The 13613-nt window shown below is 39.0% G+C and carries 9 protein-coding genes and 4 tRNA genes; 5 read left to right on the top strand and 8 right to left on the bottom strand.

Annotation, left to right across the window (positions count from 1 at the left end):
• Nucleotides 1-43: 43 nt before the first annotated feature.
• The 6 genes from F933_RS06665 to rnr form a co-directional block, all read right to left on the bottom strand.
• On the bottom strand, nucleotides 44-919 hold the full coding sequence (locus F933_RS06665) for a DMT family transporter (protein ID WP_005059690.1): 876 nt from the start codon (nucleotides 917-919) through the stop codon (nucleotides 44-46).
• 306 nt (nucleotides 920-1225) lie between these two features.
• A complete protein-coding gene (locus F933_RS06660; RefSeq protein ID WP_167539074.1) occupies nucleotides 1226-1666 on the bottom strand; it encodes a hypothetical protein in 441 nt (146 codons plus the stop codon).
• A gap of 12 nt (nucleotides 1667-1678) precedes the next feature.
• Complete coding sequence (locus F933_RS06655; RefSeq protein ID WP_005051993.1) at nucleotides 1679-1885, bottom strand: YheV family putative metal-binding protein; 207 nt, start codon at nucleotides 1883-1885, stop codon at nucleotides 1679-1681.
• Between the two features lie 38 nt (nucleotides 1886-1923).
• Nucleotides 1924-3963 carry a M3 family metallopeptidase gene (locus tag F933_RS06650; RefSeq protein ID WP_034710918.1) on the bottom strand — a complete coding sequence of 680 codons (2040 nt, stop codon included), beginning with the start codon at nucleotides 3961-3963 and terminating at the stop codon, nucleotides 1924-1926.
• A gap of 76 nt (nucleotides 3964-4039) precedes the next feature.
• Nucleotides 4040-4627, bottom strand: a complete 588-nt coding sequence (locus F933_RS06645; protein WP_005051990.1) for a hypothetical protein — start codon at nucleotides 4625-4627, stop codon at nucleotides 4040-4042.
• A gap of 86 nt (nucleotides 4628-4713) precedes the next feature.
• Nucleotides 4714-7137 carry a ribonuclease R gene (gene rnr, locus F933_RS06640; protein ID WP_005059684.1) on the bottom strand — a complete coding sequence of 808 codons (2424 nt, stop codon included), beginning with the start codon at nucleotides 7135-7137 and terminating at the stop codon, nucleotides 4714-4716.
• A 260-nt stretch (nucleotides 7138-7397) separates the two neighbouring features.
• On the opposite strand from rnr, the gene F933_RS06635 reads away from it, so the two are divergent.
• The 3 genes from F933_RS06635 (at nucleotide 7398) to F933_RS06625 (ending at nucleotide 7700) form a co-directional block, all read left to right on the top strand.
• Nucleotides 7398-7487: transfer RNA gene (locus F933_RS06635), tRNA-Ser, on the top strand.
• Between the two features lie 11 nt (nucleotides 7488-7498).
• A tRNA-Arg gene (locus F933_RS06630) sits at nucleotides 7499-7575 on the top strand.
• 48 nt (nucleotides 7576-7623) lie between these two features.
• Nucleotides 7624-7700 (top strand) — tRNA-Arg (locus F933_RS06625).
• Between the two features lie 109 nt (nucleotides 7701-7809).
• On the opposite strand, the gene F933_RS06620 is transcribed toward F933_RS06625, so the two are convergent.
• Nucleotides 7810-10788, bottom strand: coding sequence for a beta strand repeat-containing protein (locus F933_RS06620; protein WP_005059682.1), 2979 nt, complete (start codon nucleotides 10786-10788; stop codon nucleotides 7810-7812).
• A gap of 549 nt (nucleotides 10789-11337) precedes the next feature.
• On the opposite strand from F933_RS06620, the gene F933_RS06615 reads away from it, so the two are divergent.
• Nucleotides 11338-11414, top strand: a tRNA-Arg gene (locus F933_RS06615).
• A gap of 58 nt (nucleotides 11415-11472) precedes the next feature.
• Here F933_RS06615 and F933_RS06610 read toward each other — a convergent pair.
• On the bottom strand, nucleotides 11473-12771 hold the full coding sequence (locus tag F933_RS06610) for a hypothetical protein (protein WP_034710565.1): 1299 nt from the start codon (nucleotides 12769-12771) through the stop codon (nucleotides 11473-11475).
• Nucleotides 12772-13102: 331 nt separating this feature from the next.
• Here F933_RS06610 and F933_RS06605 point away from each other — a divergent pair, with 331 nt between their 5' ends.
• The gene (locus tag F933_RS06605; RefSeq protein WP_005059679.1) at nucleotides 13103-13600 is read left to right on the top strand and encodes a YcxB family protein; all 498 of its coding nucleotides are present in this window, start codon (nucleotides 13103-13105) and stop codon (nucleotides 13598-13600) included.
• Nucleotides 13601-13613: the final 13 nt, after the last annotated feature.

Here is a 13613-nt window from a genome sequence, read left to right as displayed (position 1 = left end):
AAAAAGCACCTGAGGGTGCTTTTTTTATGTGCAATAGAAACGGTTACTTGTATCTTCTTTTCTGAATGATCGGACTACATAGCACAATAGCCAGCAATATAAAAACAAAACCAATTAAACTGTAGAAATCGGGTATTTCATTCCAAAGCAAAAAACCCCATATTCCTGCAAATATAATTGCCATATAGTTGACTGGAGCAATTTGCCCAGCAGGTGCAAGTCGATAAGCATGTGACATAAAAATTTGGCTAATATTTGCAAGTACACCAGCTGCAATCAAAAAGAAGAGTTCTTGTAAATGATACGGACGCCATACCCAAAACATAGGAATAACAGACAAAAGTGATCCGATAAAACAGAAATAAAATACAATACGTTCAGGTGGTTCGGTTTGAGTAAGCGCTCTGACGGTTACGAATGCCATTGAAGCAAATAAACTTGAAGCAATCCCAACCATCGAAACCCAGTTTAATAAGCCTTGATCAGGTTTTGCGACACAAAATACCCCAATAAAACCTAAGCCTGCTGCGTAAAGCATAACTTTAGTGATCTTTTCCTTTAAAAATAGCCATGCAATAAGCGGAATGAAAATCGGGGATGAGTAGGTAAAGACCATGGCATTTGATAGTTTTAGATGGGCAATTGCATAAAAGAAACCATACATTGCAGCCAGACCAATCAAACTTCGCCATGTATGCATCCAAAGTTTTTCTGTTTTAACAAAGCTCATACCTTGTTTAAGTATGAAAGGTAAAAATAGAACTAAACCCACAAGGTTGCGGAAAAAAACAATGGTGAAATTATCTACACTATGAGAAGCATAGCGAATACAAATACCCATTACAGAAAACAACAATGCAGAGAGTGTCAGACAGCCTATTGCAAAAATAAGGTTTTTATCTTTATCAAATATATTCATATTAAGTGGAATCTTGCCACATGGATAAGAGCTGTATTGGTCATAGATGTTCAGATTATCATTTCATTATACGAAATAGAGTGAGTATGAATTAAAAAGAGATACTTTTAAATTTTCACGTCGATTTAGATACATAGAAAGATTAAGCACTTAATCCGCTAATATTTGTTTTTAGATCAAATTTAGTCTTGAAATATAAGTGTTTTTAAATACTATTTACTGTTCTGATCAAATATATTTTCATTTAATACATGGAAGAAATATCTAATTCCAAAGTGTAGCTTTAATTCAAATTAACGCTACCAACTAAGGTTTATTCTGAGCAGCAAGTTGTGCTTCTAGCAATTTAACTTGATCTTCTTTGAGCTTGAGTAAGGTATCAACATCGGTATGTTGCTGCTTTAGATCTTGTTGCTGATCTTTAAGTTGCTGATGAATATCATCCAGTTTTGTAATTTCTTCTTTGGCTAAAGTGTCATTTGCAGGAATAGGGTCTTTAACAATAGACTCTTCGACCAGCTGAATAGGCGCAGGTGTTTCATTCGCTACTTCAGCAGATTCCGTAGTTGCTGTAACAGACGGTGTTACCGTTTTTTCAATTGCTGGTTGTATTGAGGTTATAGATGTCTCTTGATGCTTTTCAGAAAAAAACCACTGTATCGCAAAGATCAGCACGACTACCACACTGATCCCGCCAATAATCATCCATAATAATTTTGAGTTTTCATTTTGATATGATGACATCATCTTTTAACCTTTCTAGTCAAAATGACGAGGTTTGAATTGTATGACCCCAATTTCATCTGGCTCAGCAGATTGCGACTCTTCCACATGGGTTGGGCGCTTCTCGCTATAAGCACATTCGATACATTCAATCCACTCGTCATCCACAGTGATGATCTTAACAACACGATCTAAAGCGCCACATTTTGGGCATTTGGCACCCGCGATGAACTGTCTTTTCATGTCAGTTAATTACACCCTGTGAACAATATTGACGTAGTTTAAGCGGTTTTATCTGTGTTCGTCCAACCTTGATGTCGTAATAATGCATCTATTTTTGGTTCTCTTTTTCGGAAATTGCGAAACGCATCAAGCGCTGTATCTTTTCCGCCAACTGCTAGAATAAACTTTCTAAATTCTTTTCCAGTCTCGGTGTTAAAAATACCTTCGTTTTCGAAACGATCGAAGGCATCACTGGCTAAAACTTCTGCCCATTTATATGAGTAATAACCAGCAGCATAACCACCTGCAAAAATGTGGCTGAAGCTGTGTTGAAAACGGTTATAAGATACCGCAGGAACCACGGCAAATTTATCGCGAATATCATCCAGTGTGGCTTGGATTTGCTGACTGTTTAAGGCTGGCGCTTGGCGGTGAATGGTTAAGTCAAACAGAGCAAATTCAATCTGACGCAAGGTTTGCATACCTGACTGGAAGAAACGCGCGTTTAATAACGCTGATAACAACTCTTGCGGTAAGGTTTGTTTGGTTTCAGTGTGCTCGCTGAGTACATCTAGACTTTCATTATCCCAAGCCCAAAACTCCATGAACTGACTTGGTAATTCAACAGCATCCCAAGCCACACCGTGCGTACCTGCAACCGAGATATTATCCACTTCAGTGAGCATATGATGTAAGCCATGACCAAACTCATGGAATAGTGTAATCACTTCATCATGGGTAAGTAGGGCAGGCTGATCGCCAATCGGTGGGGTAAAGTTACATATCATATAGCAAATTGGTTTTTGAAGACCATTTGCAGTTTGCACACGAGAGCGGAAACCACTCATCCATGCACCCCCACGTTTACCATTGCGGGCATATAAGTCGAAGTAGAAGCCGCCAACCACTTGACCTTGATCTTCAATTTCAAAATAATGGACATCATTTTGCCAAACAGGCGCTTGACGTTCGATGATTTGAATATCGTAAAGGCGTTGTACGATCTTGAATAAACCATCGACAACCTTTGGTGCGGGGAAATATGGTTTAAGTGCTTCTTGGGACAAGTTGAATTGTTGCTGTTTCAACTTCTCAGAGTAATAGGTTGCATCCCAAGGTTTGAGTTCATTAATACCATCTTGTTGTGCAATTGCTTTCAGTTCTGCAATTTCAGCAAGTGCTGGAGTCCGTGCATGTTCTGCTAAATCAACCAAGAATTTATCTACAGTTTCGACATCAGGTGCCATCTTGCTAGCAAGTGAATATTCAGCAAAATTATTGAAGCCAAGCAGTTGCGCCATTTCTTGGCGTAGGCTCAGAATTTCTTCCATAACAGGTGTATTATCGAACTCAGTTTTATCTGACTGTTCTGAGGCACGAGTGACATAAGCCTTATAGAGTTCTTCTCTTAATTCACGATCATCAGCATAGGTCATAATCGCAAAATATGCAGGGAAGTCGAGCGTGGTTACGGCTTGTTCAAGTTCACGTTGTTGACCGTATTGTTTTAATAATTCAACACTGCTTTGCGGTAAGCCTTTGAGCTGTTCTTCGGTTAATGGTTTGAAGTAGGCTTGAGTGGCATCGAGTACATGGTTAGAGAAATCTGAAGATAGTTGAGATAAACGTGCTGAGATTTCCGCATAACGTTTTTTGGCTTCGCCTTCGAGTGCAACGCCAGACAATTTGAAATCACGTAGCGCGAGTTTAATCGCACTTTGTTGTGCTTCGTTCAGCGTTTGAAATACAGAACTATCATGAATATGTTGGTAAGTTTGATACAACGCCGTGTGCTGTCCAAGCTGAGTGTAGTATTCGCTTAGACTTGGCAGTAATGCTTGGTAAACTTCACGGGTTTCGGCATTGTTCATCACTGCGTTCAGATGCGACAAAATACCCCATGATTCACTCATGTTATTTTCAAGTTGATCGATTTCCGCCAAAGTTGCCAGTTGGGTTTCAGGACTTTGAGGAACTTCACTGAGTTGATTTAAGAAGTTTTGACCGTTTTGAATCGTTTGTTCGATCTGTTGTTTTAATTCTGTAAGTTGGATTTGATCAAACTGGGGAGTGGGAAGAGTCGCTTGCTGTAGTGTCATTGTATTTTTGCCATATTCATCTTTAAACATAGTTATAGATGTAGGGCTTTAAGGTTGATAAATCAAGGTTGAATTATTATTTATTCGTTAGGTTTTGCGTTGTGATCTGAATTTCATCAATTGATAGAATATATGTGCCGAAGTGACTTTGGCGAGTACTTAACTTTAATTTGAGATGATGATTTTTATACGCTTCATATTCATTCAAAGTAATTCTAAAAATAGGGATTCCTGAATAAACTGTTTGGAAAGAATAAAAATCTGTATTGCGGGAGCGTTTTTTTACGGCAGTTGCTGATATTTCTACGATTTTGGGCTGTCCAACCATATAGGTCAATAACATTGGAATTGTACCTGCTAAGTTTAGCCAGAGTAGAGGAATAATAAATAAAGGAAAAATAACCAAGGCATAAAATTTAGGTTGCGTTTGCACGCGTCGCCATTGTCGTGGAATCACCCATTCCTGATTCATTTTTAAATTGAGAAAGTAAAGTATGAGCAATACATAGAAAAAGCCAGCAATTACCAAGGCGAAAATCTTTACTGTTAATGTAGGTGAAAAGTTAGCTTTAAATATATAAATAGCCGCACTAATGCTTAAAAAGAATAAACAAGCGAGCACATAGTAATGATAATAATATTTTGTGATTTTATAATGAGGCATTAGGATTTTATTTGTATTTTGACATTATTTAACTATGCATTATATAACAAAAAATAGGAGAGCCGAAGCTCCCCATATTTTATCTGTTACTCACTCTTTGCTTTCGCATTCGACTTTTTCTTTTTCACTTTTTTCTTTGCCTTTTCTTTACTTTCAGGCTTTGCTGAAGCTTTTTTAGCAGGCTTCTTGGTATAAGAACTTGGACTGTTTTTGTCCTTTTTCTTACGCACAGGCTTTTCACCATCTTCACTTAATTTCGCTTTAGCGGGTGCTTTGCGAAATACCTCTTCTGTCGTTTGAGTGTGGTTAGGCGCTGTAGTACGAGGTGCTTTTTGACGAATCGCACGACCGAGATGGGTGAGTTGTTGAATGAGTTTAAAATCGATTTTACGTTCTTCAAGGTTGACCCCAGCGACCTGAATTTTCACTTCATCGCCCAAGCTAAATGCCTGTCCACGATTTTGTCCAACTAAGCTCTGACTTGCTTGATCATAGACAAAATAGTCTTCACCCAATTGGCTCACATGGATCATGCCATCTACATAAAGGTCTTTTAAGGTAACAAATAAACCAAATTCTGTTACTGCACTGATGATACCGACAAATTCATCACCTAAATGCTGTTGCATATAGTGGCATTTCAACCAAGTCGTTACGCTACGTGACGCTTCATCGGCACGACGTTCAGTTTGAGAAAAATGTTCACCCGCATCATCTAAAGCAGCCCCAGAAAGTGGGTAAACTTTTTTATCTAAATACGCTTTAATTGCACGGTGTAGCAATAGGTCTGGGTAACGACGAATTGGCGAAGTGAAGTGCGTATAGGCTTCATATGCTAAACCGTAATGTCCAGAATTCTTCGCACCATAGTAAGCTTGCATCATAGAGCGTAATAACACAGCATGAATACTTGGCGCATCTAAACGATCTTTGGTCGCTTCAATCACTCGTTGATAATCAGCCTGAGTTGGTTGTTCGGGGAATGGTAGACCGAGCAATTTTACAAAATCACGAACTTTTTGAATTCGTGAAAATTCTGGTGCTTCATGCACACGATAAAGCATTGGAATATCATGTTCTAGAGCATATTCAGCTGCTGCAACGTTTGCCAATAACATGCATTCTTCAATCAGCTTATGCGCATCATTACGCGAACGTGGCAAGATTTCTTTGATTCCACCTAATTCATCAAAGGTCATATAGGTTTCAATGGTTTCAAATTCCATTGCATGACGTTCAGCACGTAAGCCTTTCAGTGTTTGATAAAGTTGGAACAGCGTATTCAATGATTTATGAATAGTTTTATCTTCGGGGATTGCATCTGTTGTCCCCTCAAAATATTGTCCCACTTGGGTATAGGTTAAACGCGCCTTTGAATGCATAACCGCAGGATAGAATTCATAGCCTGTCACTTTACCTGCACGGGAAAGTTTTAAATCACAGACCATACATAAACGGTCAACGTGTGGATTTAAAGAACATAAGCCATTCGACAACGCCTCTGGCAGCATTGGCAAAACAAAGTGCGGGAAATAAACTGAAGTACCGCGATCTTCCGCTTCTTCATTTAATGGAGAATCTAAACGCACATAATGGCTGACATCTGCAATCGCAACCACGACACGGTAGCCACCGCCTGGGCGTTTTTCTGCATACACTGCATCATCAAAGTCACGAGCATCTTCGCCATCAATGGTGACTAATGGAAGATCACGTAAATCCACACGTCCTTTGAGATCTTTTTCCGAAGGTTCTTTAAAGCTTTCAGCTTCTTTAATGACAGCCTCTGGAAACTCATAAGGCAAACCAAATTCTAAAATGGTTTGCGGAATAATGATTTCAGTATCTGCTTTGTCTGCCATAGACTGAACAATATGACCTGTTGCAAGTTCTTCACGGGTCGGGTAGTCATCAATCGCAACACGGAGCATATCGCCTACTTTGGCATTGGCGTGTTCGATTAATTCTTTTTCTAAGGTGATGGGTTGATGCTGATTGGGGTTGCTTGGTTGAATAAAGTATTCACCCTCATGTTCAGCCACTTTACCAATAATTTGTTTAACGCGGCGTTGTACCACTTCAGTTATAAAGCCCCACGCTTTACCTTTACGATCAACAGAAGTTTGACGGACTTTAACTCGATCGCCATTGAAAACTAAACGGAGTTCACGTTCAGGCAGGAGTAAATCATCCTGACCTGCAATATTGGCAGTACCAAGACCTTTACTATTAATATAAACCGTTGCTTCATGACTTGGCAGATCAGTTGCAGGTTGGTATTTAAAACCATCCTTCATCAATTGACCATCACGCACCATTGCGCTTAAGCGATGGTTTAAGGCATCAATACTTTTTTGATCTGGAATATTAAAATGATCAACGAGTTCTGCATGTGATTGTGCAGTTTGTAATTGTTCTAATGTAGTTAAAATAAGTGTTCGGCTAGGAATAGGATTATCGTAACGTTGCGCTTCTGCTTTAGCTTCGGGATCAACCCAATTTGTAGTCATATCGTTTCATTTCACATCTGGCAGATTGGTTTAGCATAAGTCATTCAAACTCTGACTGCACGTCAAAGATTGCAAGATTCTGTTTACTAAACTGATCTTAGTAAAGAAGAGAGCGCTATATTAACAAGCGTTGAACGATAAAATGATGAAAAAAAGCAGAAATTGATTAAAAAATATTTGATTGAACTAAAAAAAGAGAAAAAAACAGGAACACTGCTTGTGTAATGTGGTTTTAGTTTGTATTATTGCGCTCGTGTTACGGTGAGATGGGTGAGTGGCTGAAACCACATCCCTGCTAAGGATGCGTACGGGTAACTGTACCGAGGGTTCGAATCCCTCTCTCACCGCCATTTTACTTAATGCGCTCATAGCTCAGCTGGATAGAGCACTTGGCTACGAACTAAGGGGTCGGGAGTTCGAATCTCTCTGAGCGCACCAAGTAAATATTGCAAAAGTAACACATGCCGAAATAGGCACATAAGTAATGCGCTCATAGCTCAGCTGGATAGAGCACTTGGCTACGAACTAAGGGGTCGGGAGTTCGAATCTCTCTGAGCGCACCAACTTAAACATTAAACCGCTTTGTTGCGGTTTTTTTGTGCCCAGATTTTTTTGATAATAATTAAACAATAAAGCCGCTGATATCAGCGGCTTTATATATTCACTTGATTGTTAGAAGTTATTGATTGAACCAAATAGATTGTCAGTTAAGCTCGTCAATTGTGATGGTAGAGAAATTAGATCAGTGAGAGAACCACCTGTCGGGTTAGTTTCACCTACTGCAATACTTGTAACTGATACTGCGCCAGTGATTGCGTTTAAGATACCATCTACACTACCACTGATACTGTAATCACCGTTTCCAGCATTGATGTTAATAAGATCATCAATACCCTCAAATGTACTATTATTGATTAGACTAGAGAAGTTGTCTTGAACTGTATCAATTGCAAGATTAGCGCTGCCAATTACAGTTTGAATTGGTTGAGCAATTCCTGAAATAACATCACCACTATCAATCCCATTACCAATATTGCTAATGACATCAGCGATAGAGCCAAGCGGGCTGCCAGAAACTCCACCTGTAATACTATCAATCAAGCCTGTGACAGTATCCAGTGGGTTTGCCGTTGTAAAATCATTTGCAATATGTTGAAGAATATCCGCGGCTGTAGAACCATTATTGATGAGTGTACCGATAACGCCAGTTGCAGATCCAAGTACGCCACTCAGATCGGCAGCAGCTAAGTCAGAGATGACTTCTAATGTACCATTTACAGTATCACGAGAAGTTTCGAAAGTAAGTGTACCGAGATTTGTTAAGTCAACGATAGGGTGAACTTGAGGTAAGATCCCACTGAGTGTACCTCCAACTGTATTAATACCTGTGTTGATAATATCTGTTTTTAGACTTTCAACACCTTGAAGAACATCAATACCTGTTTGAATTACGCCAGTTACAGGGTTATTTCCTAGATCACCACCAGTAATACCACCGACAATACCTGTGACGATATCTAATGGATTTCCACCCGTACCGCCAGTCACGCCACCGATAATATCAGTTACGACTTCAAGCGGATTGCCGCCAGCACCACCAGTTACGCCACTGATAATATCAGTTACGACTTCAAGGGGATTGCCGCCAGCACCACCAGTAATACCACCGATAATATCAGTTACGACTTCAAGAGGATTACCACCAGCGCCACCAGTAATGCCACCGACGATGCCCGTTACAATATCAAGCGGATTTCCGCCAGTACCGCCAGTCACGCCACCAATAAGATCTGTAATCGCACCTAAAGGTCCACCACTACCAATATCTGTCAAATCACCGACAATGTGTTGGATGGTATTAGATGCTGTAGTGCCATTATTGATAAGCGTTTCAATGACACCTGTTGCAGAGCCAATTGCACCATTAAGATCAGCGCCTGCTAAATCAGAGATGACTTCTAATGTACCATTTACAGTATCACGAGAAGTTTCGAAAGTAAGTGTGCCGAGATTTGTTAAGTCAACGATAGGGTGAACTTGAGGTAAGATCCCACTGAGAGTACCCCCAACTGTATTAATACCTGTGTTGATAATATCTGTTTTTAGACTTTCAACACCTTGAAGTACATCAATACCTGTTTGAATGACGCCAGTAACAGGATTATTTCCTAGATCACCACCAGTAATACCACCGACAATGCCAGTGACGATATCAAGAGGATTGCCGCCAGCACCACCAGTTACGCCACCGATAATATCAGTTACGACTTCAAGAGGATTACCACCAGCGCCAGTAGTAATACCGCCGACAATGTCAGTAACGACCTCAAGCGGGTTTCCACCAGCACCACCAGTAATACCACCGACAATGCCAGTGACGATATCAAGCGGATTGCCACCAGCACCGCCACCGATAATATCAGTTACGACTTCAAGCGGATTGCCACCAGCACCGCCACCGATAATATCAGTTACGACTTCAAGTGGATTACCGCCAGTACCACCAGTCACGCCACCAATAAGATCTGTAATCGCACTTAAAGGACCGCCACTACCAATATCTGTCAAATCACCGACAATGTGTTGGATGGTGTTAGATGCAGTAGTGCCATTATTAATAAGCGTTCCAATAACACCAGTTGCAGAGCCAATTGCGCCATTAAGATCAGCTCCTGCTAAATCAGAGATGACTTCTAATGTGCCGTTTACAGTATCACGAGAAGTTTCGAAAGTAAGTGTGCCGAGATTAGCTAAATCTCCAATTGGATGCTCAGATTGATGAATAAGTCCAATAACAGTGCCTGCTACAGTATTAATGCCTGTATTGATAATATCTGTTTTTAGACTTTCAACACCTTGTAGTACATCGATGCCCGTTTGAATGACGCCAGTTACAGGATTATTTCCTAGATCACCGCCAGTAATACCACCTACGATGCCTGTAATGACCTCAAGAGGATTTCCGCCAGCACCACCAGTGATACCGCCGACAATGTCAGTAACGACCTCGAGTGGATTTCCGCCAGCACCACCAGTAATACCACCAATGATGTCTGTTACGACCTCAAGTGGATTTCCGCCAGCACCGCTAGTCACGCCACCGATAATGTCGGTAACGACTTCAAGCGGATTGCCGCCAGCACCGCCAGTAATACCACCTACGATGCCTGTAATGACCTCAAGAGGATTTCCGCCAGCACCACCTGTGATACCACCGACAATCCCAGTGACGGCTTCAAGCGGATTTCCGCCAGTACCACCAGTCACGCCACCTACGATACCAGTGACGATATCTAATGGATTGCTACTTGTGCCACCAGTAATACTACCGACAATACCCGTTACAGTATCTAAAGGATTTGCTGTTCCGCCAGTAATGCCACTAACAATACTGGTTACGCTAGATAGTGGGCTGCTATTACCTGTTACAAGCCCTAATATTCCTGTGATTGGACTTAGAGAACCACTTGTGACACTACTTACAGTGCTAGTAACTGTATTTGTAACCGGAGTAGGTGAAATAATGTTTGTTACAGAAGACAGGGAAAGAGGAGCTAAAGTTGAACCACCGACTGTTGATGTTGATGTATTACTATCTAATAAATTTGAAGTAATACTTTTAATTGGCGAGAAAAGACTTTTGAAAAGCATAACGATACCTATATTTTTAAGAGTTGTGTTGTTTTGAGTAATTATTAAAGTGATGTGATTATTTTGTGATCAATGTCACATTAATCCTTATTAATGTTATAGGTGATAGGTTTTTTGTCAATTCGAACCCATCATGTATATATTGTTTAATACAAGTTAATGAATGATTTTAATTATTGAATATTAAAGTAATTTAAAAATTAATGAGAAGTTTAAACTGGATGGAAAGTAGAAATTTATGCAAAATCTTAAATGTTTTTTTTTAAAGATATAATCTAACATTTCAGTAAATTAAAAAATAAATTTTTAAATCGAAAGCTAAATACTTGAGAGAAGTTTATAAGTTTTGTAATTCATTTGAAAATAAATATACATGGCACTAGAAATATTTGTTAAAAATGTTTTATATCAAATATTTATCTGATTTATTAACGAGTTTTAAAAATAGACTGAGATTTAATGTGGTGAATCAATCACCATTTGATTGTTAATCTATTAAAAATAACTTATCAATTCAATAAAAGTGCGTATAATGCCCCCATCAAATAAGCGCTCATAGCTCAGCTGGATAGAGCACTTGGCTACGAACTAAGGGGTCGGGAGTTCGAATCTCTCTGAGCGCACCAATTTGATTTATCGAAAGATAAAATGGAAAAAACCGCTTAAATGCGGTTTTTTTGTGTCTTAAATTTTTGTTCTAATCTTTTGAACAAATACTGTGTTGCCACCTATAGCAGGTAAGACATCGTGATAAGGTAAGCTCCGCATTGCTCTTAATAAAAAGGGTGCTTTTTCATCTATTTTCGCCGTTGTAGTTATTTTAAACAAAGTGCCTTGATTTTGCGGGCTGAGAAACATCTGACCTTTGATAAAACGTAAATCGCCGCCGTTTGCATAAAAATTATTTTCGTTTGTTTCTGGATAATTAAATCGTAACTTAAAGTCAAAAGGAATGTTAATAACACCTAAACCAACATTCACTTTAATATCAGTGTCTTGAGTTTTATTTTTGAGTGGTGTCATTACGATTTTTTTAATTTGCCGAGGAAATAATTCTTGATAACTTTGTGGGGTCAGCCATTTTTGTAATTGCTGCGGTGGATGTTTGTAAAATTGATAAGTCGTGGAAAACCGCATGTTTTCTCGACCATGTGTATAAAGTATGCTGGTGGGCGCATGAATATAGCTCACAGGTTGCTGAGTGTTTTGGCACAGTTGGGCTATTTTAGCGAGTTGAATTTCGCTTAATTGTAGTGTTGGGATTCGACCTGGATCGAGTGCAATTGTATTCGGTTTCACAAAACGGTTTCTCAATGCTTCCATTATAAAAGCATTGGTACTGCTTGGAATCCCCAATTTCACTTCAGGAATCGCATTTAAAATTTTCTTAATGATAAAGCCTTTGGGCTGATTCAAATCGCCCCATTGTGTCAACGTAATTAAGGTTCGGTGTTCATCTAAAGCAAACCATTCTAACTTACCAACACCATAAGGAATCGGAGAGTCGATGACCAAACTGGAAATACTATTGGCTTTAATTTGATGCTGTAGCGTGACATCTTCATTAAAATTAAGTACAGGAATTGGTGTTGGAATAGCGACACGATATTTCATTTGTACAATATTTTCAGACTGTTCCAGTTTTTTTGCTGATTTAAGTGTAGGAAATAATCCAACATAGTGATTAAAATCAGTCAGTGTTTTGGAAACTTGTTGTACGTTTGCAGGTACGATCAGTGCGGCTGATGTGAAACTCACATTGGGTTGAGTGTTATTTTTCAAGGTTGGCACTAAGGTTTTAACAGCAGGATGCCCATAAATGAAAATATTGTTCTGCGTATAACTTGCAAGTATTTGTGGGTTATTTTGAAATGGCTGCAAAGCGCTTGGAATATTGTCATTCCATGAAATCATTTGAGCAAAACAGCACTGCGTGATGCTGAGTAAAATACTTGCCAGTATTAATCCATTAAAATGAAGCATTATATCCCTTTGACTCTGATTGTCGACGAGGTCAGAGCGACTGACTTTATCGATATTTAGTTCATCATGATGGGTTATTAATAAGATTTTCTTTGGATAAAAAATAGTCTTATTGTGTAAGCTCATATTTTTATGAAAATACAAAAGAGTAAGATATATCCAGTTTTTTAATTTTTAACTGTTTAGAAAAATAAACGAAAACACTTGTTGAAATGAAAAAAAACCGATTAAAAACGCACTTAAGTTTTGTATTAAAACGCTATAAAGTTGACTTTCCTTGGAAAGATTTGTGTTCTAATAAGTCAGTTTTTTCAAATGTTAGAAATCAAAAATGTCTGAACAACGTCCAACCGTATCTGTGCGCTATTACCTAAATTTAGAAGAATCACAAGATGGTTTTGCTCTCGTCACTTTTGGAAAAAAGACATTTAGCCGTTTTCTAACACCTGTCATCAGTGTTGCCATTATTTTATGGGGATTGTATTTAGGATTCTCAGGTATCGGTCGTTATTACGTTGCATTGGGTGGGTTCTTCCTCATCATGCAGCTTGTAATGCGTTATTGGTTATTGCCGATGCTATTTAAGCGCCAGTTCACTCGTTATCAATTTGGAAAAAGTGAGCAGGGGATTGATCTATACCAAGATTATTTTGAACTATATGCGACAGGAAAAACACAAATTACACAATATGCAGAAGTACAATCGTTTGCCGTTGGTAAACTGACTTACATGTTGGAGCTGAAAAATCATACTGTCATCATTGTGCCTAAGCGTGCATTTACCAGTTCAGCCGATCAAACAAAATTTGAAAATACCTTCAAAAAATAAAATTTAATCTCGG

It is taken from the genome of Acinetobacter beijerinckii CIP 110307, assembly GCF_000369005.1.
Taxonomy (GTDB): domain Bacteria; phylum Pseudomonadota; class Gammaproteobacteria; order Pseudomonadales; family Moraxellaceae; genus Acinetobacter; species Acinetobacter beijerinckii.
This window is presented reverse-complemented; position numbering and strand designations above follow the sequence as displayed.

Coding starts and splice junctions, on each gene's coding strand:
- F933_RS06665 (WP_005059690.1), bottom strand. CDS start 919: ATGAATATATTTGATAAAGATAAAAACCTTATTTTTGCAATAGGCTGT.
- F933_RS06660 (WP_167539074.1), bottom strand. CDS start 1,666: ATGATGTCATCATATCAAAATGAAAACTCAAAATTATTATGGATGATT.
- F933_RS06655 (WP_005051993.1), bottom strand. CDS start 1,885: ATGAAAAGACAGTTCATCGCGGGTGCCAAATGCCCAAAATGTGGCGCT.
- F933_RS06650 (WP_034710918.1), bottom strand. CDS start 3,963: ATGACACTACAGCAAGCGACTCTTCCCACTCCCCAGTTTGATCAAATC.
- F933_RS06645 (WP_005051990.1), bottom strand. CDS start 4,627: ATGCCTCATTATAAAATCACAAAATATTATTATCATTACTATGTGCTC.
- rnr (WP_005059684.1), bottom strand. CDS start 7,137: ATGACTACAAATTGGGTTGATCCCGAAGCTAAAGCAGAAGCGCAACGT.
- F933_RS06620 (WP_005059682.1), bottom strand. CDS start 10,788: ATGCTTTTCAAAAGTCTTTTCTCGCCAATTAAAAGTATTACTTCAAAT.
- F933_RS06610 (WP_034710565.1), bottom strand. CDS start 12,771: ATGCTTCATTTTAATGGATTAATACTGGCAAGTATTTTACTCAGCATC.
- F933_RS06605 (WP_005059679.1), top strand. CDS start 13,103: ATGTCTGAACAACGTCCAACCGTATCTGTGCGCTATTACCTAAATTTA.